This is a genomic window from Phenylobacterium sp. LjRoot225 (assembly GCF_964252855.1).
Taxonomy (GTDB): domain Bacteria; phylum Pseudomonadota; class Alphaproteobacteria; order Caulobacterales; family Caulobacteraceae; genus Phenylobacterium.
In genome coordinates this window covers 1872532-1893691 of record NZ_CAXUPL020000001.1, presented here as the reverse complement: position 1 = coordinate 1893691, position 21160 = coordinate 1872532, and the positions used below count along the sequence as shown (strand labels likewise).

The 21160-nt window shown below is 70.3% G+C and carries 19 protein-coding genes; 5 read left to right on the top strand and 14 right to left on the bottom strand.

All coding sequences use genetic code 11. The features are described 5' to 3' along the window. Positions 1-40 precede the first annotated feature (40 nt). The 7 genes from ACSQ2B_RS08890 to ACSQ2B_RS08860 form a co-directional block, all read right to left on the bottom strand. Complete coding sequence (locus tag ACSQ2B_RS08890) at positions 41-553, bottom strand: CarD family transcriptional regulator (RefSeq protein WP_436049090.1); 513 nt, start codon at positions 551-553, stop codon at positions 41-43. Positions 554-876: 323 nt separating this feature from the next. Then, positions 877-1218 (bottom strand): ferredoxin FdxA, encoded by a 342-nt coding sequence (gene fdxA / locus ACSQ2B_RS08885; protein WP_436049089.1) that lies wholly within the window; start codon positions 1216-1218, stop codon positions 877-879. A 174-nt stretch (positions 1219-1392) separates the two neighbouring features. Continuing rightward, entirely contained in the window at positions 1393-1674 is a 282-nt protein-coding gene (locus tag ACSQ2B_RS08880; protein ID WP_436049088.1) for an RNA-binding S4 domain-containing protein, read from the bottom strand. Next, positions 1671-4238 (bottom strand): helicase-related protein, encoded by a 2568-nt coding sequence (locus ACSQ2B_RS08875; RefSeq protein WP_436049087.1) that lies wholly within the window; start codon positions 4236-4238, stop codon positions 1671-1673. The genes ACSQ2B_RS08880 and ACSQ2B_RS08875 overlap by 4 nt, the downstream gene beginning before the upstream one ends. A gap of 164 nt (positions 4239-4402) precedes the next feature. Next, positions 4403-5857, bottom strand: coding sequence for a hypothetical protein (locus ACSQ2B_RS08870; RefSeq protein WP_436049085.1), 1455 nt, complete (start codon positions 5855-5857; stop codon positions 4403-4405). Between the two features lie 98 nt (positions 5858-5955). Next, positions 5956-6711: a 5'-methylthioadenosine/S-adenosylhomocysteine nucleosidase gene (gene mtnN, locus ACSQ2B_RS08865; RefSeq protein ID WP_436049084.1), complete on the bottom strand. Its 756-nt coding sequence runs from the start codon at positions 6709-6711 to the stop codon at positions 5956-5958. A gap of 207 nt (positions 6712-6918) precedes the next feature. Continuing rightward, the gene (locus ACSQ2B_RS08860; RefSeq protein WP_436049083.1) at positions 6919-7962 is read right to left on the bottom strand and encodes a glycosyltransferase; all 1044 of its coding nucleotides are present in this window, start codon (positions 7960-7962) and stop codon (positions 6919-6921) included. A gap of 254 nt (positions 7963-8216) precedes the next feature. On the opposite strand from ACSQ2B_RS08860, the gene ACSQ2B_RS08855 reads away from it, so the two are divergent. Then, positions 8217-8858: a peptidoglycan DD-metalloendopeptidase family protein gene (locus ACSQ2B_RS08855; RefSeq protein ID WP_436049082.1), complete on the top strand. Its 642-nt coding sequence runs from the start codon at positions 8217-8219 to the stop codon at positions 8856-8858. Between the two features lie 3 nt (positions 8859-8861). Here ACSQ2B_RS08855 and ACSQ2B_RS08850 read toward each other — a convergent pair whose 3' ends face one another. From ACSQ2B_RS08850 to ACSQ2B_RS08820, 7 genes are all read right to left on the bottom strand, one after another. After that, entirely contained in the window at positions 8862-10061 is a 1200-nt protein-coding gene (locus ACSQ2B_RS08850) for a thiolase family protein (protein ID WP_436049080.1), read from the bottom strand. Continuing rightward, positions 10051-10476 carry a Zn-ribbon domain-containing OB-fold protein gene (locus ACSQ2B_RS08845; RefSeq protein WP_436049079.1) on the bottom strand — a complete coding sequence of 142 codons (426 nt, stop codon included), beginning with the start codon at positions 10474-10476 and terminating at the stop codon, positions 10051-10053. Before ACSQ2B_RS08845 ends, ACSQ2B_RS08850 begins: the two co-directional genes overlap by 11 nt. Further along, positions 10473-11684 (bottom strand): CaiB/BaiF CoA transferase family protein, encoded by a 1212-nt coding sequence (locus tag ACSQ2B_RS08840; protein ID WP_436049078.1) that lies wholly within the window; start codon positions 11682-11684, stop codon positions 10473-10475. The genes ACSQ2B_RS08845 and ACSQ2B_RS08840 overlap by 4 nt, the downstream gene beginning before the upstream one ends. Continuing rightward, positions 11681-12163 carry a nitroreductase family deazaflavin-dependent oxidoreductase gene (locus ACSQ2B_RS08835; RefSeq protein WP_436049077.1) on the bottom strand — a complete coding sequence of 161 codons (483 nt, stop codon included), beginning with the start codon at positions 12161-12163 and terminating at the stop codon, positions 11681-11683. The genes ACSQ2B_RS08840 and ACSQ2B_RS08835 overlap by 4 nt, the downstream gene beginning before the upstream one ends. Positions 12164-12192: 29 nt before the next feature. Continuing rightward, on the bottom strand, positions 12193-13476 hold the full coding sequence (locus tag ACSQ2B_RS08830) for a cytochrome P450 (RefSeq protein ID WP_436049076.1): 1284 nt from the start codon (positions 13474-13476) through the stop codon (positions 12193-12195). A gap of 32 nt (positions 13477-13508) precedes the next feature. After that, positions 13509-15119 (bottom strand): MFS transporter, encoded by a 1611-nt coding sequence (locus tag ACSQ2B_RS08825; RefSeq protein ID WP_436049075.1) that lies wholly within the window; start codon positions 15117-15119, stop codon positions 13509-13511. A 74-nt stretch (positions 15120-15193) separates the two neighbouring features. After that, the gene (locus tag ACSQ2B_RS08820) at positions 15194-16390 is read right to left on the bottom strand and encodes an amidohydrolase family protein (protein WP_436049073.1); all 1197 of its coding nucleotides are present in this window, start codon (positions 16388-16390) and stop codon (positions 15194-15196) included. A gap of 264 nt (positions 16391-16654) precedes the next feature. On the opposite strand from ACSQ2B_RS08820, the gene ACSQ2B_RS08815 reads away from it, so the two are divergent. The 4 genes from ACSQ2B_RS08815 (at position 16655) to ACSQ2B_RS08800 (ending at position 21038) form a co-directional block, all read left to right on the top strand. Beyond that, on the top strand, positions 16655-18151 hold the full coding sequence (locus ACSQ2B_RS08815; RefSeq protein ID WP_436049072.1) for an aldehyde dehydrogenase family protein: 1497 nt from the start codon (positions 16655-16657) through the stop codon (positions 18149-18151). A 3-nt stretch (positions 18152-18154) separates the two neighbouring features. Beyond that, positions 18155-18949, top strand: a complete 795-nt coding sequence (locus ACSQ2B_RS08810) for an SDR family NAD(P)-dependent oxidoreductase (protein WP_436049070.1) — start codon at positions 18155-18157, stop codon at positions 18947-18949. Between the two features lie 21 nt (positions 18950-18970). Continuing rightward, complete coding sequence (locus ACSQ2B_RS08805) at positions 18971-20011, top strand: aminoglycoside phosphotransferase family protein (protein WP_436049068.1); 1041 nt, start codon at positions 18971-18973, stop codon at positions 20009-20011. A 193-nt stretch (positions 20012-20204) separates the two neighbouring features. Continuing rightward, positions 20205-21038 (top strand): IclR family transcriptional regulator, encoded by an 834-nt coding sequence (locus ACSQ2B_RS08800; protein ID WP_436049066.1) that lies wholly within the window; start codon positions 20205-20207, stop codon positions 21036-21038. Positions 21039-21160 lie beyond the last annotated feature (122 nt).

Sequence of the window (21160 nt, the reverse complement as noted above, 5' to 3'; positions counted from 1 at the left end):
CGGTGAGGCCGGGCGTTCGCGAACGTCTAAGGTCGGCAGATCAGGCCGCGGCGGCGGTCTTGACCAGCGACTTGTTCAGCATGGTGATCGCCGCGTCGCGGTCGATCTGCTCGATCGCGGCGACTTCGCGGGCCATGCGGTCCAGGGCCGATTCGTAGAGCTGGCGCTCGGAATAGGACTGTTCCGGCTGGTTCTCCGCGCGGTGCAGGTCGCGCACCACCTCGGCGATCGAGATCAGGTCGCCGGAGTTGATCTTGGCTTCGTATTCCTGGGCCCGGCGCGACCACATGGTGCGCTTCACCCGGGCGCGGCCCTTCAGCGTGGTCAGCGCCTTGGAGACCACGTCGGTCTCGGCCAACGGGCGCAGGCCCGCGGTCTTGGCCTTGGCGGTCGGCACGCGCAGCGTCATCTTTTCGTGGTCGAACGTGATGACATAGACTTCAAGTTTCAGACCGGCGACTTCCTGGGTTTCGATCCCCTGCACCTGACCCACGCCGTGAGCCGGGTAGACGACGTGATCGCCAACCGAGAAATCATGACCGTTCTTGCTCATCGAGACACCCTCTCAAAATCTCCGTCCGGGCTAGGACCGGACCGCTAACGCGAGCGACCGTCGTGCGACAAGAATTCCGGTCCGCAGTAGGATCCGCGGCGGCTCATCGAATGACGGGAAAATCGACCTCTTAAAAGATAACCCTTGCCGATTCCGGGACGCTCGCCCGGGTCGACCGCTTCTTCTTCAGGAAGACAGGCAAAGGCACAGCCTTCTCGCCACGTCGTTCCTGACGATAGCATAAAATTGAGCCAGAAGAAAGGGTTGCCGCCGCGCAGCGCGCGTGAGCGCTGGCCGGGTCGATTTCCGGGGTGAGATCCGGCTCAGGAGCCGCGGCCAGGCTTCTCTGAGAAATACTTCTCGAACTTGCCGGTCTCGCGCTCGAATTCCTCGCGGTCCGCCGGGGGCTCGCCCTTCACCGTAATGTTCGGCCAGACCTTGGCGTACTCGGTGTTGACGCGCAGCCACTTGCCGTCGGGCTCGTCCTCGGTGTCAGGCTTGATGGCGTCGACCGGGCACTCCGGCTCGCAGACGCCGCAGTCGATGCATTCGTCCGGATTGATCGCCAGGAAGTTCTCGCCCTCGTAGAAACAGTCGACGGGGCAGACTTCCACGCAGTCCATGAACTTACATTTGATGCAGGGATCCATCACGATGTAGGTCATGGCGCGCTCGCAACTCCAGCTCTCCCCCACAGGGGCGGCGCGGTTTTCACGGCGGAGCGGCGGCTTGTCAATGCCGCGGACCAACCTCCTTCCATTAGGATTTCTGCTAGGGCGGCGTGCGGCGCGGGCTTCCGCCGCGGAAGCTTGGCCTTGGTGGGGGGCGGCGGTGAGAGCTCAGCCGGCGTCGAGAGCTGAGTAGAGGGTGCGGGCTTCCGTTGCGGAACCCCGCCGCTCGCCGAACGCCTGCACCGTCACCGCGATCAGCCGGCCGCCGAGCGCGAACACCAGATGGTCGCCGACCTTCACCGGTCTCGCGCACTTGTCGAGCCGGCTCTCGTGGCCGGCCCGGGTCAGGCGCACCCGGCCCTCGTCGACGAATCGGGCGGCCATCGAGCGGGTCTTGAAGAAGCGCGCGCGCCAGAGCCAGACATCGGCGCGGCAGGCGTCGTCGGTCACGCGCGCACCGCCTTGGGCCTCCGTCGGCGGCGCGGGCGGCGGGCCGGGAGGGCCGACGCCGTCGCCGGCGTCTGCAGGGCCGCCAGAGCGGCGAAGGGCGAGTGCGGCCGAACGGCCGGCCCCGCCTCGGGGGCGGGACGCGTCCGCTCGCCGCGGCGGCGCCAGGCGATCGCCTCGCCGGCTTTCGGCCGGTTGGCGGGGGCGAAGTCGAGGCCGCGCAGGATCTCGTCGATCTCGGCCGGGCTCCAGCCGAGCTCTTCACGGCCGGCCTCGGAGAGGAGGGTTCCGCCGCCCTGCTTGACCCCCTCGCGCAGCAGCTCGTCGAGCCGCTCCAGCTGGTCCACCGGGACCGCAAGGCCGCGCACGGCGCGCAGGCCGTAGGCCGAGAGCACGCGCGGGCCGGGCGCCGGCTGGGGCAGCCGGCTCACGCTCGTGGAGGAGGGCCGCCAGTGCTGCGCCTCGCGCAGCGCCAGGGCCTGGGTCAGCGCCCGGGCGTGCGGCTTCAGCATGGCCGGGAGGAAGATGGAGAAGGCGCCGATTCGCACGCCCAGGCCGCGCAGCGCGCGGCGCTCGACCTGGCTCAGCGCCTTGATCTCGTCGCGCACGTCGGCGCGGTCGAGCACGCCGCCGGCCTCGATCAGCCGGTAGGCCACCCCGCGGGCGAGGCCGCGCAGCCGTCCCTCGGCGACGGCCGCCTCGAGGCCGCGCAGGGCGGACAGCCGGCGCGCCGCTTCACTCGCCACATAGGCTTCCAGCCGGCGGGCCGCGCGCTGGCGGGCGGCGTCGTGGCCGAGCTCGCCGAACAGCCGCACCCGGGGCGCGAAGGGCTGGCCGCCGGACAGCGCCCCCGCCGCCTCGCCACGCCACAGCACCACGCCGTCAGGGCTGAGGGAGAAGGCCTCGTCCGACTCCGCCGCGAGCCGGCCGAGCCGGCGGGCGATCTCGGGGCCGACCGCATGGACCGCCGCGGCCCGCAGCGCCTTCTGCTCCAGGAGCGACGCGCCCTGCGCCGCCTCGAACTGCACCCCGGTCAGGCGGCCGACGTAGTGGCCCTCGACGGTCACCGCGCCATCGGTCGCGACGCCGGCCAGCATGTCCTCGCGCACCCGCAGACCGCGCATCAGGGCGCTGGTCCGGCGGTCGACGAACCGGGCCATCAGCTTCTCGTGCAGGGCGTCGGAGATCCTGTCCTCCAGCCCTCTCGTCTGCGCCTGCCAGGCCCCCGCGTCCGCCAGCCAGTCGGGGCGGTTGGCGACGTAGGCCAGGGTCCGCACGCTGGCGAGCCGGCCGGCCAGGGCGTCGATCTCGCCGTCGGTGCGGTCGAGGCCGGCATACTGCCGGGCGATCCAGTCCTCGGGCACCCGGCGGCGGCCGGCGGTCAGGTGGAAGAAGAAGTCCTTCACCAGCCGCAGGTGGTCGTCGGCGGCCAGCTTGCGAAAATCGGGCGTCTGGCAAACGTCCCACAGCCGGGTCACGGTCGCCCGGTCGCGGGCGCGCTCGGCGACGTCGGGGTCGGCGGCCAGCTGGCGCAGGGTGGTTTCGTCGAGGGCTTCCGAGGCGAGCGTCAGCCCCTCGCGTTCCGGCGGTCTGGCCAGCGACCGCATCAGCTGGGTCAGGGAGGAGAAGTCGAGCTTGGCGTTGCGCCACTCGGACGCGACGGCGGGCTGGAAGTGATGCTGCTCGACGGCCTCGACCAGGTCGGGGTCCATGTCCTCGGCCTCGCCGGTGACGCCGAAGGTCCCGTCCCTCTGGAAGCGGCCGGCGCGGCCGGCGATCTGGCCGACCTCCTGGGGATGCAGGAAACGGGTCCGCTTGCCGTCGAACTTGCGAAGGCCGGCGAAGGCCACATGGTCGACGTCCATGTTGAGGCCCATGCCGATGGCGTCGGTGGCCACCAGGAAGTCCACCTCGCCGGACTGGTAGAGGGCGACCTGGGCGTTGCGGGTGCGTGGGGATAGCGAGCCCATCACCACCGCGGCCCCGCCGCGCTGGCGGCGGATCAGCTCGGCGATGGCGTAGACCTGGTCGGCGGAGAAGGCGACGATGGCGCTGCGCCGCGGCAGGCGGGTCAGCTTCTTCGGCCCGGAATAGGTCAGGCGCGAGAACCGCTCCCGGCTGACGATCTCGGCGTGCGGCAACAGTCGGCGGACCAGGGGCGCCATGGCGCCCGCGCCCAGCAGCATGGTCTCATAGGTTCCGCGGGCGTGCAGCAGGCGATGGGTGAAGACGTGGCCCCGCTCCGGGTCGGCGCAGAGCTGGATCTCGTCGATCGCCAGGAACTCAACCTCCCGCGACAGCGGCATGGCCTCGACGGTGCAGACGAAATAGACGGCCCGCGGCGGGATGATCTTCTCTTCGCCGGTGATCAGGGCGACCGAGCGCGCGCCCCGCAGCTTGACCACGCGGTCGTAGATCTCACGCGCCAGCAGCCGCAGCGGCAGGCCGATCATGCCGGAGGCGTGCCCCAGCATGCGCTCCACGGCCAGGTGAGTCTTGCCGGTGTTCGTCGGGCCCAGCACCGCCACAAGTCTGGACGGGGCTGCGCCGGAGGGGCGGTCGCTCATGAGATGAAAATGGGGTCGGGCGGAGAGTCGGACAAGCGAGGCGTAACATCAGGGGCGAAGCGGGCAGGGAACGCCTCACAAACGGCCAACGCCTTCGAACTCCTACGCAAATACCTGCGCCTGTAAAAGAAAGAGCACGGGCGTGGCGCAGGTTCCCTGGACTTTTAGAGGCCGCGCCGCAGCGAGATGCGGACCGCGCGGGCGTCGTCGCCGCGGCGTTCGACGAGGTCGGGGCTCCCGTCCGCCCGCGAGCCGGACCAAGTGTAGGTGGTCACCTGGCGCGAGCCGCCAACCAGATTGTCGAGCTCCAGGCTGATCCGCAGGCGGCCGGCGTCATAGCGCACGGCGCCGTCGAGGCCGGAGGTGGCGCCCAGGTTGGTGACCTTGGACATCTGGTAGAGGTTCTGCGGCCCGTCCGCCTTGGCGATCAGGCTCCAGCTCAGCGGCGAGGTGGGCAGGGCGCCGCTGAGCTGCAGCTGGGCGCGATAGGGCGTCTCGCCCGAGATCGGCCGGCGCGCGCCGGTGAAGGGATCGTAGACCTGGGATCGTCGCCAGCTGACCTCGCCGGCGAGGATGGCGCCCGGCAGGCCCACGGCGGCGAGCGGCGCGGCGAGGTTCACGTCCAGCTGCCGCCGCGCGCCCTGGCCGATCCCGACCGGCGCCTCGCTGGCGCCGACGGGGCCGAGGTCGGTGACGCTCGCCAGCCGCCAGCGGGTGGCGCGCGCCGAGAGCTTCACCCCGCCGGGCAGCTGTTGCTCCAGGCTGAGCCCGTAGCGCCAGCCGCGGTCGGGCTGCGGCGCGGCGCCGCCGCCGGGCGTGGCGAGCTGGGCGTAGGCGGCGAATTTCGCCGGATCGACCGGGGTCACGCTCTCTTCGAGGTCGAGCCGCCACAGCATGCTGGGCGAGGGGGTGAGCACCAGGGCGACGTCCGGCGTCAGGTAGGCGGCCTGGGACTGCAGGGCGTCCGCGCCGCGCCAGCCGACATTGAAGGTCTGGGCCGCCTGGCCCGCCTCGAACGAAATGTGCGGTGAGGGCTGCCAGGCGAGGCGGGCGAACAGCCGCCGCGAGGTGACCCACAGCCGGGTGCCCCCGTCGGACGGCTCGCCGGGGTTCAGGGTGTCAAGGGCGTTGGTCGAGGTCTCGGCCCCGGCCTGGAGGGCCGTGGGACCTGCCTGGGCGGCGAGGCGCAGGCGAAGGAAGCGCGACTGGTCGACCGCCAGCTGCTGATCGGCGCTGTAGGCCAGGGGGTCGATAAAGTTGCGGGTCCGACGCTCGCGGTTGCCGGCCTCCAGGCTGAGCTGGGCGCCGCCGAACGTCGCCCATCTGGCGGCGAGCTGAACATCGTCGCTGGTCCAGGATGCGGGTCGGATCACGGTGACCCAGGCCGCGTCGACCGCGCTCAGCTGACCGCCGCCGCGCTCGAAGGCCGCTGTCAGCGAGGTGTCGAACGCGCCGAGACTGGCCGCCAGCTGGGCGCGCCCGCCGAGGCTGGCGTCGGCGGCGATCGGTTCGAGGGAGACGCGCGCGGCGGGGACTTCCAACAGGACCTGCTGGGCGGCGGCCGGCGCAGCGAGGGTCGCGAGCGCGCCCGCGGCCGCCAGGGCTCCTCCCCGTTTCATCGCCGATCGTGTGGAGCGCCTGCGCATCGTCCCCCGACCTGACCATCCACGCGCAATACGGGTAATTTAAGCCCGCTGGGCCCGGCCGTCGAGGGCGCCTAGGCAGCGACCAGCAGTCGCAGGAGCTCGTCCACGCACAAAGCTGAGTTGTGCGCCGCCATGGCGGCCATCTGCGGATAGGTCAGGTGGCTTTCCTCGCCGGCCAGGTCGGAGAGGGTGCGGATCACATAGAGCGGCGCGCCCCAGGCCCTGGCGACCTGGCTCACCGCCCCGGACTCCATGTCGATGGCGTCGGCGCCGAAGTCGGCGCGCAGCTGCTGGCGCGTCGCGCCGCAGTTCAGGAAATAGTCGCCGGTCACCACGCCGCCCAGGCGCACGGGGGTCTCCAGGCGATGGGCCACCGCCTCGACGAGCGCCGCGAAGTTGACGGCGACCTCGGGCTCGACCGGCGGCAGGGTGGAGAGCCTCGGCGCGCCGATCGGGATCGTCCCATAGGCGACGGGGGTGAATGCGCCGCCGGAGACCAGGCCGTAGTCGTGGATCGCCAGCCGGTCGGCGAACAGCACCGAGCCGACCGGCAGCTCCGGATCGAGCCCGCCGGCAACGCCTGAGAAGATCAGCGCCTTGGGGGAGAACAGGCTCATCAGGACCGTGGCCGCGGCGGCGGCGTTCACCTTGCCCATCCCGCTGAGCGCCAGCACAAGCTCCTGGCCGTCGTGCTCGCCGCGGAAGACCTGGGTCGGGCCATGCCGCTCCGGCTCCAGGGCGAGCTGAAGCCGCGCGCGCAGGGCGTCGAGCTCTTCAGGGGTGGCGCAGAGGATTCCGTACACGGCGAGCTCCAGCTTCGTCGGCATGCGCCGAACGCCCCCTCGGTCCAGTTTACCCCGGAGCGGACCGGCCAAGGGCCGGATCCGGGGCGACAGCTCCCCCGCAAGCGGTGGAGCATCTACGGCCCAGATCCTCCACCGCAACGCGGGGGTGGCTCGCGCAGCGAGACGGAGGGGGGGCGGCGTCGATGGCGGCTTGAAGGCTATAGGTCGGGCATGGCGCCCGCCAGCGGCTCAGACGGCGGCGAGGGCCATGTAGCGGGCGGCGAGCTGGTTTTGGCCTGTCGTCTCATAGAAGACGGCCAGGTTATGGGCGGCCATGTGGCTGCCGCGTCCGGCGACCGACCCGTCGAGGTCTGGCCGCTCGCCGATCTCCAGGCAGCGCTTCCAGGCCGCCTCGACGATCGGCAAGAAGTCCGAGGCCGCGCGATCCGGCTCGTGGGTGGCGCATTCCAGGTAGAGGTCGCCGATCGCGAAATAGAAGTCGGGCGACTCCCCCCAGGCGCTGACTTCGGCGTTGGCCAGCACCAGGGCGTCGTCCAGCCGGCCGGCGCTCTTCAAGGCGGTGATGGCGCGGACCACCAGGGAATGGCGATAGGGCGCGTCGGGGCCCGCCAGCCGCAGGGCTTCGGCGAAGCAGATGGCCGCCTGGGGCAGGTGCTCGCGCACCTGATGCTCCTTGGCCAGCTGGAACCACAGGTAGGGATCCTCCGGCGTCGCCTCCAGCGCCTGCATCAGCAAGGCCTCGTTGCGATCGCCCTTGCGCGCCAGATTGTCCGGCGTGTAGCCGTCGTGTCCGAGGATCAGGGGCAGGCGCCGCGCGCGCGTGGGCCCGACCGGCTGTTCATGGATGCGGCCCTCGTAGCGGGCGCCGCGCGGCAGCAGGCGCGGAAGCCAGGTTTGCGCCCGCCCGCCCGCGCCGGCGTCGCCCATGGCGCTGTCGCAACGCACCATGCCGAAGAAATCGCCGCCCGCAGGCAGGGCCTGGGGGGAGAGCGCCGCCTCGGCGCCGGCCTCGATCCACTCGTCGGCGTCCAGCACCAGGTTCCAGGCGGCGTCGGAGAGGGCCAGGGAGGCGTTGCGGGCCGCGGCGAAATCGTCGCACCAGTCGAAGGACGAGACCTCGGCCCCAGCCGCCGCGGCGAGCGTCGGCGTGCCGTCGGTCGAGCCGGTGTCGAGCACGATCATCCTGTCGACGTGGGGCCGGGCGCTGTCGAGGGCGCGGCCGATCACGGCCGCCTCGTCACGCACGATCATCACCAGAGCCAGCCGGGTCATGGATCTCCCCATCTGGGGGGAGGCTTGCGTGCGTCGCGTTAACGGAGGCTTGCCGGCGACGGCCCTCGCGCCTCTGTGACGCATCCCTACGGCCACGCTGCGCCGCAAAACCGCCCTTTCGCCCTGGCCAATGCCCCTTCTGCGCTCCGCAAGCTGGCGAGCAAGTCCGGCTGCGGCGCCCGGGTGGTCGAGAAAAGGTGGTGTGAATGCAGGCGACGTCCTCTCGCGACGCGCGGCGCGCAAAGCGCCGTGGAATGCAGGCGGCGGGCGTGCTGCTGGCGATGGTCGGCGCGGCGGCGCTCGCGGCGCCGGCGGTGCATCAGGCAGGCGGCCCGCGGGCGATGCTCGCCGAGGCGACGGGCGGCGCCCCGCAGATGGTCGGGCCCGAACAGGTCCGGCGGCTGGTCTGGCGCGGGGCGGACATCGACGGCGACGGCCAGGCCGACTTCGCCAATCCGACCGGGCACGAGACCCGCAAGACCGACGCCTATGGCTGCGGCGAGTTCGGCGCCTCGCGCGACGGCGGGTCGAGACCGCACGAGGGCGTGGACTTCATCGCCGACGCCGGCCAGCGGCTGGTCGCGCCGATCTCCGGCTACGTCACGAAGATCGGCTTCGCCTACCCCGGCGACAGCAGGTTGAAGTTCGTCGAGATCAGCAATCCGGCGCTGCGCTACGCCGCGCGGGTCTTCTACATCGACCCGCTGGTGGTGGTCGGTCAGTCCGTCCACCTCGGCCAGACCATCGGCGCGCACCAGACGCTCGAGCACAAGTACCCGGGCGGCATGACCGACCACGTCCACCTGGAGATCATCGACACCCGGGGCGAGCGGATCGACGCCGCCCGGCTGATCACCGCCCGCTACGAGTCGGTTCCGGCGGCCCCTCGCGGCTGACCTTCAACCGCCCCGCTTCAGGAGCAGCGCCCCGTAGCCGAAGCCGCCGTTGCTGACGGCGCAGACGCGGGCGTCCTGCACCTGGCGCTCGCCGGCCTGGCCCCAGAGCTGCAGGCAGGCCTCGTAGGTGTGGCCGTAGCCGTGGAAGCGGCCGGCGGAAAGCTGGCCGCCGCTGGTGTTCATCGGCAGCTCGCCGTCCAGGCCGATGCGCGACCCGCCCTCCACGAAGGCGGCGGCCTCGCCGCGGCCGCAGAAGCCCAGGCTCTCCAGCCAGAGCAGGGTCAGGATCGAGAACCCGTCGTAGATCTGGGCGACGTCGACGTCGGCGGGCTTGAGGTCGGTGCGCGACCACATCATCGCCCCGGCCCGGTCCGAGGGCAGGGCGGTGAAGTCGCCGCGGTGCCAACCGACGCCCAGGCCGCCCAGCGACATTCCCATGGCCTCGATCTCGATCGGCGGCCGCGCGAGATCGCCCGCGGCGTCGCGATGGGAGAAGAGGATCGCGGTCGATCCATCGATGTGGGTGTCGCAGTCGTAGAGCCGGAGCGGCGAGGAGATCACCCTGGAGGCCAGATAGTCCTCGATGGTGATCGGCTTGCGGTAGATGGCGTTCGGATTGAAGGCGGCCATCCGCCGGCTGTTGACCGCGATCGCGCCCAGCTGGGCGGAGGTCGCGCCGTATTTGTCGAAATAGGCCTGGGCGTAGAGGGCGTAGAGGTTGGCCGGGGAAAAGGCGTTGAACGGCACGGTCCAGGACGAGCCGCCGCGCACCGGGGCGCCGCGCTCGGGGCCGCCACCCATGACGCCGGCATGGTGCACCTTGGCCCGCGCGCTCGCCTGGGCGACCGTGCGGAAGACCAGGACATGGCGGCAGAGGCCTGACGCGATCGCCTGAATGGCGCTGATGATCGCCCCCATGTGAGCATGGCCCTCGGTGGAGGCGCCGACCCAGGTGGGCGTCATGCCCAGCGCCAGCATGGTCTCCGTCGCCCCGACCGGCGAAATGCCGCCGCCGTCCGGGGCGGGACCCGGATAGGTCGTCAGGCCGTCGATGTCGGCCGGGTTGAGGCCGGCGCCTTCGATGGCGGCGAGACAGGCCTCGACGGTCAGTTGCAGGGGGCTCTGGCTGGAGGGGCGTCCCGCCGCCGTCTGCCCGGCGCCGGTGATGCGGACCTGCTTCTCGGGATAGGCCCTAGCTGGCATCCGCGCCCCCGACAGGGTGAAAGAGCGGCAGGAAGACCTCGCCCTGCTGTTCGAAGGTCACCTCGACCGGCAGGCCGGTCCGCACGTCCTCGACCGGACAGCCGACGATGTTGGTGAAGACATAGAGCTCGGCCTGCTCGACCAGCTCAACGGCGGCGAAGACGAACGGGACCGCCAGGCCTGGCACCCAGGCCTGCTGGTTGACGGTGTAGGAGGCCACGCGCGCCCGTCCGGAGACTGGGGTGGGGCTCACATCGCCGCCGCACTCCGGGCAGCGGGGCAGCGGCGGGTGCTGGTAGCGCCCGCAGGCCGCGCATCGGCCGATGCGCAGCCGGCCGTCCGCCCCCGAGGTCCAGAAGAAGGCCGTGTCGGGGTCGAGCGCGGGAAGCTGCCGGGCGAAGCGGACCTCGCTCAAAACACCACCCCGGACACCTTCAGGTCGATGATCGCCTCCTCGTCGAAGCCGAGGCTGGCGAGGATGGCGTCGCTGTCGGCGCCGAGTTGCGGCGCGGGACGCGACTTCAGAGGCGCGCCGTCGAACTGCATGGGGACGCTGACCATGTCGAGCGTGCGGCCGTCGCCATAGTCGACCGGCTGCAGATAGCCGTTGGCCTGGACCTGCCGGTCGTCCTTCAGCTCGCCAGCATGCTGGACGACCTCCCACTGGCCGTCCTGGCGCTTAAGGATCTCGCGCCATTCCGCCAGGGTGCGGCTGGCGAACAGGGCGTCGAGCTCGGTGATGCAGACGCCGATGTTGGCGACGCGCGCCTCGGCGGTCTCGAACCGCGGATCGGCGGCCAGGTCGGGCCGACCGGCGACCTCGCAGAAGGCCGGCCAGTACTTCTGGCCCTGCAGCATGCAGAGCGACAGGAAGCGCCCGTCGGCCGTCTTGTAGACGTTCACCAGCGGGTTGTGCGCCGCCTCCCGCTTCGGCTTGGGCAGGGCGGTCACGCCCAGCGCGGTCGCCTGCATCATCGTGCGCTGCATCGACCAGACGGCGGTCGAGAGCAGGGACACGTCCACCACCGAGGCGTGGCCGGTCATGGCGCGCTGGGCGATGGCGGCGGCCACGCCGCCGGCCAGCATGGCCGCGCTGGTGGTGTCGCCATAGGCCGGGCCCGGGGGCTGGATCGGATAGGGGGAGGTCTCCGGCGTCACCGCCGAGGCGATGCCGCCCCGCGCCCAGAAGCTGATGGAGTCGAAGCCGCCTTTTTCGCCCTCCGGCCCCTGCCGCCCGGTCGCGCTGCCGACCGCGTAGATGATGTTCGGATTGCGCGCGCGGACGTCGTCGACGTCGATCTTCATCTTCCGCCGCGCCGGCGGCAGCAGGCTGGTCAGGAAGACGTCGGCATCCTCGATCAGTTTGTAGAGCACCTCGACGGCGCCCGGCAGGCGCAGGTCGAGGGTGAGGCTGCGCTTGCCGCGGTTGTAGGCCTCCCACGACAGATCGAAGCCCGAGTCATTGCTGACGCCGGAGATCTTCAGGCCCCGGATGGGGTCGCCAGCCGGCGGCTCGATCTTGATGACGCTCGCGCCCATGTCCGCGAGCATGCCGCCGGCCGCGGGCACGAAGGCCCACATGGCGACCTCGACGACCTTGACGCCTTCGAGGGGCCGGCTCATTTGCTGGCTTCCTTGGGGCCGGGCTCCAGCTTGCGCACGGGGTCGAGGACCACCACCGGGATCTGCCGCTCGGTGCGCGACTGGTAGACGTCGTAGTTCGGCCAGTTCTGGATCGCCTCGGCCCAGATCTCCTCGCGCTCCGGCGACTGGGCCGTGCGGGCGACGGCCTCATAGATGTCGGCCTTGACCTGCACCTGGACGTGCGGATCGTCGAGGATGTTCAGGTACCACTTCGGATGGGTCGGCGAGCCGCCCTTCGATCCCATGATCACCCAGCTGTCGCCGTGCGGCGTGAAGATGATCGGGATGGTCCGGGGCTCGCCCGAAAGCCGGCCCTTGGTGGTCAGCAGCAGGATCGGCGAACCGTTCCAGATATAGCCCTGCTCGCCGTTGGTCTCGCGGTAGACGCGGACGTGCTCCGGGCCCAGCAGGCTGAGGTCGGCCGGCCGGTAGACCGGCGCCTGGGGTTGTTCGCTCATGTCGTTCGGCTCCGAGGTCCCCAGGGTCATCAACGCAGCAGCACCGGGATCGCCGACATGCCTCGCTGTTCGAGGCCGCCGGTCAGGTAGGGCGCGGGCTGGTCCGGATCGAGGCGCAGGTTGGGGAAGGCGTCCAGCAGGGCGTTGACGCCGACGTGGATCTCGCTGCGGGCGACGTTCATCCCCAGGCACTGGTGGGCGCCCATGCCGAAGCCCATGTGGCCCTGCGGCGGACGGTGCAGGTCGTAGGCGTCCGGGTTGCTCCAGCGGGCGGGGTCGCGGTTCGCCGCGCCCAGGCAGATCTCCAGCACGGCGCCGGCGGGCAGGGCGACGCCTTCCAGCTCGGTGTCCTCGGCGACCAGCCGGCTGAACACGGGATCGGTCGGGTTCCAGCGCACCGATTCCTCGATGGCCTTGTCCACCAGACTGCGATCCGCCTTCACCGCCTCGAGCTGGTCTCGATGGGTGAGCAGGGCCCACAGCGTGATCCCGAACTGCCGCCATGACGTGCCGCCGCCGGCCAGCATGACCAGACGCGCGTTGATCACGATCTCCCGCTCGGTCAGCGGGCGCTTGGTCCCGTCGGGAAGTTCGAGCTCGGCCTGCAGCAGGCCGGTGATGACGTCGTCGCCGGGCGCGGCGCGGCGCTTGGCGATCAGATCGATCAGCATCCGATCGACGGTCTCGCTGGCGGCGCGGGCCTCCTCCACCGAGATGCGGCCGTGGGCGCTGCTCTTGACGATGGCGTGGCGGAAGACGAGGGCGTCGTCGCCCTGCATGCCGATGGCGCGAGTGATGGTGTGCACCGGCACCCGCGCGCAGAGCTGCAGGTTCAGCTCGGCCCGATCCTGGCTCTTCAGGTTGGAGACCAGGGTGTCGACGATCTCGTTGATGAAGCGATCCCGCCACCAGGTCAGCGTTTTTGGCCGGATAAACATCGGCTGCAGCATGTTGCGGTAGCAGCGGTGCTGGGGCTCATCCATTTCCAGGATGCCGAGCCGCTGCTCTTCGCCCGCGGCAGGGTGGTGCATGATGCGCGAGGAGAAGCGCTCGTGGTCGCGGAAGGCGGTGTTGCAGGCCTCCCAGGTGAAGCTGGTGTAGCCCTGGCGGCCGACCGCCATGACGTGGCGCTGATGGAACGGCAGGTTGAGCAGCTCGCGCAGGAAGCCCTTCTGCACCGGCGCGCGCTCGCGCAGCGCGTTCATCGCCGGGTTCATGTCTTCTTCCACGAGGTTGCCTGCGTGCTCGGCCTCGCGGCGGACGTCGTAGAGCTCTTCGTAGATGGTGTCGTCGGCGATCAGGACGGTGTTCATGGGAGCCTCGGGTGAATGCGTGAGCGGGGGCGTCAGACTGGGGCGAAGGCGACAAGCGGCGCCTCGCCGGCGGCCTCGGCCCGGGTGCGCCGACCGGCCTCGGTCTCGCCCTTCAGGCGGCGCGCGGTGAGAAGAAGGACGATGATGGCGATCGGGCTGAGGGCCTGGATGCTCAGCATGCCGGTGGCCAGCGAGCCGGTCAGGGTGCTGACCTTGCCCGCCCAGTAAGGGCCGGCGCCGGAGGCGATGACGACGCTGACCAGGGCGAAAGCGGACGCCGCGGCGCCCCGCATGCGCGGCAGAACCAGGTCCTGCACCAGGGCCCCGAAGGCGCCGGACCAGGCGGATCCGACCAGGCAGAAGGCGGCGTAGGCGACGAGATAGACGGTCGAGGTCTGGGCCGTCAGCATGGCGATCATGGCCGGCGTCGCGGCCAGCAGGCCGAGCAGCGCCACCCAGATCGGCGCCCGGGCGTCGCGCCGCTTCCAGGTGTCCGTCAGCCAGCCCCCGAGAATCACTGCGGCGCCCGCGCCGACGGCGAAGATCAGGCCGAGGGAGACCCCCGCCGATCCGGGGCTCATGCCCAGCACGCGCATGGCGTAGGGCGCAGCCCAGGCCTGCACCGTTCCGATGACGCAGGCGATCAGGGCGCCGCTGGCCATCGCCAGGGTGAAGGTCGGGCAGCCGAACGTCAGGCGGAACAGGGGCAGGTCGCGCAGCTTCAGCACCTGTCCCCAGGTGCAGATCGAATAGGCCCCCAGCGCGATGGCGGCCCACTGGGCGAGATCGCCGGTCAGCTGGACGAGGGCCGTCGCGGCGCCCACGATGACGGCGATCAGCACCAGGTTGGCGCAGAGGGCGCGGAGGCCGCCCAGGGCGTACAGGGTGAAGAGGGTGAAGGGCGGGACGGCGGCGCCGAACTCGCGGACGACCAGCCGGTGCAGCGGCGACGGCGGCCTGGGCGGGCGCGGCGGCTCGCGCAGAGACGCCACCAGCAGGGCGAGCGGCAGGCCCGGCAGGCCGACGATCACCAGGGTCGCCTTCCAGCTCGGGACCGTGCAGGCGTTTCCGAACGGGACGCTGCGGCAGAGCTCGCCCCAATGCTGCAGAAGCAGCCCGCCCGTCAGCAGGGCTGCGGCGCTGCCCAGGAAGGCGCCCGCCAGATAGGTGCCGATCGCCGCCGCGCGACGGCGCGCGGGGAAGTACTGCGAGAGCAGCGAGTGCGAGCACGGGTTGGCGGTGGATTCGCCGATGCCCACCCCGATGCGCGCCGCGGCCAGGCCGCCGAAGCTGGTGGCCGCGGCGCCCAGCACGGTCATGGCCGACCACACCGCCAGGCCTGCCCCCATCAGCCGGGTGCGGTCCACTGCGTCGGAGATGCGCCCCATGGCGATGCCGACCACGGCATAGAAGACGGCGAAGGCGGTGCCGAGCAGGAAGCCAAGCTGGGCGTCGGTGAGCCCGAGGTCGGCCTTGATGCCCTGGGCCAGGATCGAGAGGATCTGGCGGTCGAGGAAGTTCAGGAAGCTGGAGGCGGTGAGCACCGCCAGCGCCAGGTAGGCGTAGCGCTGAACCGGCTCCACCGGCGGTGGCGCCGATGAAGCCGGCTGTGCGGCCGGGCGCTGCAAGTCGATCTGCGCCAAGGCGCTCACTCCCTAGTCTTGTTCTTCTTCTTGATGGTCCGCACGCCGCGGCCGAAGCCGCGGCGTGGTCGAGATCAGTCGACCGCGTAGACCCGGCGGGCGCGCTCGCAGACGATCTCGCGGATGTCCTCGTCGGGCACGCCCGCGAAATCGCGGGCGATGACGTCATGGGAGTTGGGGAAGGTGGTCTCCGAGTGCGGATAGTCGGACGACCACATGATGTTGCGGCCCCCGGGCAGGTTGCGGTTGATGACGCCGACCCGGTCGTTGATGAAGGAGCCGAAGACGTTGCGGTCCATGTAGAAGCTGGGCTTTTCCTCGAGCTGGCTCTCGGTCCAGAACCGCTGCTTCTCCCAGGTGCGGTCGAGGTATTCCGCCAGCCAGGCCATCCAGCCGACCCCGCTCTCCACCTGCACCAGGCGCAGCTTGGGATGTCGCTGGAAGATGCAGTTGAAGATGAAGATGCCGATCGGCTCGGCCATCGCCAGCTTGCTCATCGGCATGTCGGCCAGGAAGTGCTTCTTGTCGCCGAAGCGGGGGATCCGCCCGCCCAGGTGCATGGTCACCGTCATGTCCAGGTCTTCGAACGTCGACCAGAGGCGGTCGAATTCCGGATCGGTGTACGAGCGGGCCCCGCCGGGATCGCCGGTGAGCGCGGCGCCCTGGGCGACCTGGATCGCCTTGACCTCGATCGAGCTGCTGACGCCGTCGTTGGCCTGGGGGAAGGCCGGGATGTTGACGCTGCGGAATCCGAGCTTGGCGGCGTCGTGGACGATGCGCAGGGTCTCGTCGACGTCGCGCATCGGCACATAGGCCACCGGAACCAGCCGGCGGCGGTCGGCGGCGCAGAAATCCCAGAGCCAGCGATTGTAGGCCTCGAAGCTGGCGATATAGAGCTCGCTGTTCATTGTGCCCAGCGGGCCGCCGCCGAACAGGACGGCGGCGTCCATCCCGTCCTGGTCCATGTCGGCGAGGCGGGTTTCCGGCAGCCAGACCGGACGCATGTCCGAGCGCCGCCCGACCATCTTGAAGTCCTTGCCGGTGCGGCCGGCCTGGTTGCTGATCATCATCACCGGCCGGCGTTTGCCCTCGAAGACGATCCAGTCATTCTCCTCGCCATGCTCGATCCGCGGCGCCAGCTCGCGGAGGTGCGGCGGCAGGTACTCCGCCCACATTTCATAAGGCGGATCGCAATGGGCGTCGGCGTCGACGACCCGCTGCCGGGTCTTCGGTTCAGAGGGACGTTCGGTAAGGGCCTGGTCCAGTGACATGAGCGTCTCCTCCTGGGTCCGTCAGCGTCAGATGCGCGACTTAGAATTCGTAATTACGAACAAGCTACCGAAATGCCGAACCACGAGTCAAGCAAGTCGGGTCGGTTTCACCGGCCTGTGACCGTGCGTACGAATGCGAACGGGAGTTCCAAATAGAGAAAAATATCTTGCTGGCCGGAGCCGCGGCCGATATCCCTGAGAGACATCAAAGAGGCAGCGGCCGCGGCGACAACCGGGGCGCAAGCAGACGCCCAGGGAAACGCCATGACGATCCACACACAACCGGCCGCGATAGGTCTTCCCGAACGCTTGTTCATCGGCGGCGAGTCCGTAGCCGGCCAGGGCGAGACCTTCACCGTCATCAACCCGGGAACCGAGGCGGTGGTGGCCAAGGTCGCAGGCGCCTCGGCCGCGCAGGTCGAGGCGGCGATCGCCGCAGCGCGACAGGCCTACGACAGCGGCGTGTGGAGCGACCTGCCGGCGCTCGAGCGGGCCGAGGCCCTGCGCCGGCTGATGGCCTACCTCTTCAGCCAGCGCGAGCGGCTGGTGGATCTCGCCGTCCGCGAAGCCGGCTGCCCGATCAGCTCGGGCACCATGCACGCCCAGGTGAGCACCCCGCTGCAGCACGGCCTGGATGTCATCGACCTCTTTCTCAAGCTCCCGGAGTTCGAGGAGAATCCGATCCCCTTCAACGAGCGGATCACCGCGCGCGGCGGCGCGATCCAGAGCCTCAGGCGCTACCTGCCGGTGGGCGTGGTGGCGGCCATCTCCGCCTACAACTTCCCCTTCTACACCAACCTCTGGAAGGTGCTGCCGGCGCTGATCACCGGCAACTGCGTGGTCCTGCGGCCCAGCCCGCTGACGCCGCTCTCGGCCCTGATCTTCGGCGAGGCGGCGGAAGCCGCGGGACTTCCGCCAGGCGTGCTCAACGTGATTGCGGAGGCCGGCGCCGCCGGCGGGGTCACCCTCTCCACCCACCCGGACGTCGACATGGTCGCCTTCACCGGCTCCACTGCGGTCGGCAAGCAGGTGATGGTGCAGGGCGCCGACACCATGAAGCGGCTGCAGCTCGAACTCGGCGGCAAGTCGGCGCAGATCTACCTGCTTGACGCCGTCGCTGGCGCCGCCGCGGCGGCCGCCCAGGTCTGCTTCGCCCACGCCGGCCAGGGCTGCGCACTCGGCACCCGCATCTTCGTGCCCGAGGCCGACAAGGCCCAGGCGATGGAGGCGATGGCCGCCATCCTCGCTCGCGCCAGGATCGGCGATCCCGCCGACCCGGAGACCACCGTCGGTCCGGTCGTCAGCGCCGCCCAGCGCGACCGCTGCCAGCGCTATGTCGACCTGGCGGTCGAGGCCGGCGCCCGGGTGGTCTGCGGCGGCAAGCGTCCGGCCGGTCCGGACAAGGGCTTCTACTTCGAGCCGACCATCCTCGACACGCCGGACAACAAGAACCCGGCCGCCCAGGACGAGATCTTCGGCCCGGTGGTCAGCGTCATCGGCTATGGCGACCTCGACCATCTCGTCGAAATGGCCAACGACAGCGAGTTCGGCCTCTCCGGCTACGTCAACGGCAAGGACATCAAACAGGCGATCGCGGTGGCTTCGCGCATCCGCACCGGGACGATCAACATCAACGGCGGCCTGCTCAGCGCCTACGCCTCGTCCGGCGGCTGGAAGTCGAGCGGCGTCGGCCGCGAGCGCGGCGTCGAGGGACTGCGCGTCTACCAGCAGATCCAAGCCATGAACATCCAGGGGGCCTGAGCCATGATCGAAGGACTGCTGAAGGGAAAGAGCGTCGTCATCACCGGGGCGGCGTCGGGCGTGGGACGCGCGGCCGCAGAGCTGTTCGCGCAGCACGGCGCGCGGCTGATCTGCGCCGACATCGCCATGGACCTGGTGGAAGAGACCCTGGTCGCCGTGAAGGCGATCGGCGGCGAGGCCCGCGCGGTCCGCTGCGACGTCAGCAAGAAGTCGGAGGTCGTGGCGGCCGTGGCCGCCGCCGTCGAGGCCTACGGCCGGCTGGACGTCATCTACAACAATGTCGGCATTCCCTCGCCCAAGACCGAGCAGGGGATGATGGCCAAGCTCACCGACACCACCGACGAGCAGATCCAGAAGCTCTACGCGGTGAACGTGAACGGCGTGATCTACGGCTGCCAGGCCGCGATCGAGCAGTTCCGAATCCAGGGTGGCGGCGGGGTGATCGTCAACACCGCCTCGGTGGCCGGGCTGATCGGCTGGGGCGGGGTGCTCTACGGCTCGACCAAGGGGGCGGTGGTCAACCTCACCCGCACCTTGGCCATCGAGGCGAGCGGCGAGGGGATCCGGGTGAACTCGGTCTGCCCGGCCGGGATGGCGACCCGCTTCATCACCGGCGACCGCGGACCCTTGCCCGACGCCGCCCTGGCGGGCATGGCGAAGGCCTATCCGCTGGGCCGGGTCATCGATCCGCTGGACACCGCCAAGGCAGCCCTGTTCCTGGCGTCGGACCTGTCGAGCAACATCACCGGCGTCAACCTGCCGGTCGACGGCGGGCTTTCGGCCGGCAAGCCGCTCTAACAACAAAGACAGAGGACGCAGATGCCCGCTCTGGAAGTCCCCCACACCTTGGCGCAGGCGCTCGACGCCGCCTGGCTGACGAAAGCCCTCACGCCGCTTACAGGCGGCGCCACGGTCACCGGCGTCGAGACCGTCGAGGTCATCAAGACCGTGGCGACCAAGGTCCGCTTCACCGCCGCCTACGACGGCGCGCCGGACGGGAAGGGCGCCTTCTGCCTCAAGGGGTTTCTCGACGTCGATCCCGAGATGGCCAAGGGCGGGGCCACTACGGTCCTGGAGGCGGACTACTACGACAAGTTCGCCGAGAAGCTGTCGGTGCGCGTTCCGGACTGTGTGGCGACGGTGGTCGACCGCGAGGCGCCCCTGGGCGTGATCATCATGCGAGACCTGATCGCCCAGGGGGCGCGGTTCTGCTCGGCGCTCGAAGCCTTCACCGCGGACGAGGCCGCCGAGAGCCTGGGCCAGCTGGCCGCCCTGCACGCCGGCCGCACCCTGTTGGAGGAGGCGCCCTGGGTGCGCCGGCGGGTCGCCGAGCTCGCCAAGGCCCAGTACGTGCCGCAGCCCCTGCTGCAGGAAATGCTCAACGGCCCGCGGGGCGAGGGGCTGCCCGCCCGCACCCGCGACGCCGCCCTGCTGATCGAGGGGATGAAGGCGCTCGCCGCCGAGGACGAAAAGACCCCGGACGTCCTGGTCCACGGCGACAGCCACGCCGGCAACATCTTTCGCACGGCGGCGGGCCCAGGCCTGATCGACTGGCAGCTGCTGCAGCGAGGCGGCTGGGCGCTCGACGTCGCCTATCACATCGCCGCCGTCCTCCCCGTGGAGGTCGCCGAGCGCGAGGAGCGGGCGCTGCTGGGGCGCTATCTGGAGACCGCCCGGGGGCTCGGCTGCGAGACGCCGGATCCCGAGACCGCCTGGGCGCAATACCGGATCGCGGCGGTCTACGGCTATTATCTGTGGTCGATCACCCGGCGGGTGGATCCGGCGATCATCAATGTTTTCGTGGGACGCTTGGGCGCTTCGGTGACGCGGCACGAGAGCTATCGCCTGCTCGGCCTCTAGCAGGCTGCGCTCCGGTGAGCTCGCGCGGCAAACCCGATGAAATTCCAGTCATTCCATCGTCAGACGGGAAGCGGCGCCGCGGCGGGCGCCGCTTCGACCGGCCCGCAGTTGACGGCTAGACCGCAGCCCCTTATTGCGCGAATTCGAAATCGCGAAAGATAAGATGGCGCGTTCCTCTCCCGGTGTCCGACGTGTGGCCGCCATCCTTAACTTCATCGCCGATCACCCGGGACAGGCGTTTACGCTCACCGACCTGGTTCGCGCCTTGAAGCTGAGCCGCGCGACCTGCCACGCCCTGCTCACCGGCCTGGTCGAGGTCGGCTACCTCTATCGCGCCAGCGACAAGAACTACGTCCTGGGCCCGGCGCTCGCTGCGATCGGCCGGGTGGCGGCCGAGCACGCCTCGCCGCTGCAGATCGCCCAGCCGGAGATGCGCGCGCTGGCCGATGAGTTCGAGGCTATCTGCTCGGCCTTTTTCCGGGACCGCGACGACGTCGTCGTGCGCGAGCGGGCGGCCTCGGTCTCACACCTCGGCTTCTCGAACCCGCAGGGCGCGCGCATGAAGCTGCGCGCGCCGTTTGCTGCGATCTATTACGCTTGGTCGCCGCTGGCGGAGGCGGAGGCCTGGCTCCAGGCGCTGACGCCGCCGGTGACGCCCGAGCAACGGGAGACCATGTCGGGAAACATGGCCTTTGTGCGCCACCATGGTTACGCCTTCCACGTGCGGAACCCGGGCTTCCAGTCGGTGGTGCCCCCGGAGCAGGTGTTCGAGAGCGAGCGGACCGACTTCCCCGTCCTGGTCCCCACGGAGCTTCACCCGGACGAGCAGTACGCCCTCGCCTCCGTAACGGCGCCGGTCTTCGATTCGGAGGGGCGGGTGGCCTTCGTCCTGGGGCTGATGGGATTCACCCGCCAGATATCGGGCGCGGAGGTCGAACGGATCGGCCTGCGCCTACGCGAGGCCTGCGACCGCATCACCCGCTTCATCGGCGGCAGGGCTCCGAAGGCCGGGGCGGTCGCGTCCTGAGGCCTCGGGCGCCGGCCGCGCGCCGGCTTCGAACCTGCCGATTGACGTCCTTGGGCGCATCTCGTACGCCTATTAATGAGAACGAAAGTTCGCAATAGAGAACAATGAGCGGAGGCCAAACC

Excerpts from the sequence above, each read along its gene's own strand:
- ACSQ2B_RS08850 (WP_436049080.1), bottom strand. The coding sequence starts at position 10,061 with ATGCCAGCTAGGGCCTATCCCGAGAAGCAGGTCCGCATCACCGGCGCC.
- ACSQ2B_RS08860 (WP_436049083.1), bottom strand. The coding sequence starts at position 7,962 with ATGACCCGGCTGGCTCTGGTGATGATCGTGCGTGACGAGGCGGCCGTG.
- ACSQ2B_RS08855 (WP_436049082.1), top strand. The coding sequence starts at position 8,217 with ATGCAGGCGGCGGGCGTGCTGCTGGCGATGGTCGGCGCGGCGGCGCTC.
- ACSQ2B_RS08875 (WP_436049087.1), bottom strand. The coding sequence starts at position 4,238 with ATGAGCGACCGCCCCTCCGGCGCAGCCCCGTCCAGACTTGTGGCGGTG.
- ACSQ2B_RS08820 (WP_436049073.1), bottom strand. The coding sequence starts at position 16,390 with ATGTCACTGGACCAGGCCCTTACCGAACGTCCCTCTGAACCGAAGACC.
- fdxA (WP_436049089.1), bottom strand. The coding sequence starts at position 1,218 with ATGACCTACATCGTGATGGATCCCTGCATCAAATGTAAGTTCATGGAC.
- ACSQ2B_RS08835 (WP_436049077.1), bottom strand. The coding sequence starts at position 12,163 with ATGAGCGAACAACCCCAGGCGCCGGTCTACCGGCCGGCCGACCTCAGC.
- ACSQ2B_RS08830 (WP_436049076.1), bottom strand. The coding sequence starts at position 13,476 with ATGAACACCGTCCTGATCGCCGACGACACCATCTACGAAGAGCTCTAC.
- ACSQ2B_RS08890 (WP_436049090.1), bottom strand. The coding sequence starts at position 553 with ATGAGCAAGAACGGTCATGATTTCTCGGTTGGCGATCACGTCGTCTAC.
- ACSQ2B_RS08810 (WP_436049070.1), top strand. The coding sequence starts at position 18,155 with ATGATCGAAGGACTGCTGAAGGGAAAGAGCGTCGTCATCACCGGGGCG.
- ACSQ2B_RS08805 (WP_436049068.1), top strand. The coding sequence starts at position 18,971 with ATGCCCGCTCTGGAAGTCCCCCACACCTTGGCGCAGGCGCTCGACGCC.
- mtnN (WP_436049084.1), bottom strand. The coding sequence starts at position 6,711 with ATGCCGACGAAGCTGGAGCTCGCCGTGTACGGAATCCTCTGCGCCACC.
- ACSQ2B_RS08840 (WP_436049078.1), bottom strand. The coding sequence starts at position 11,684 with ATGAGCCGGCCCCTCGAAGGCGTCAAGGTCGTCGAGGTCGCCATGTGG.
- ACSQ2B_RS08870 (WP_436049085.1), bottom strand. The coding sequence starts at position 5,857 with ATGAAACGGGGAGGAGCCCTGGCGGCCGCGGGCGCGCTCGCGACCCTC.
- ACSQ2B_RS08815 (WP_436049072.1), top strand. The coding sequence starts at position 16,655 with ATGACGATCCACACACAACCGGCCGCGATAGGTCTTCCCGAACGCTTG.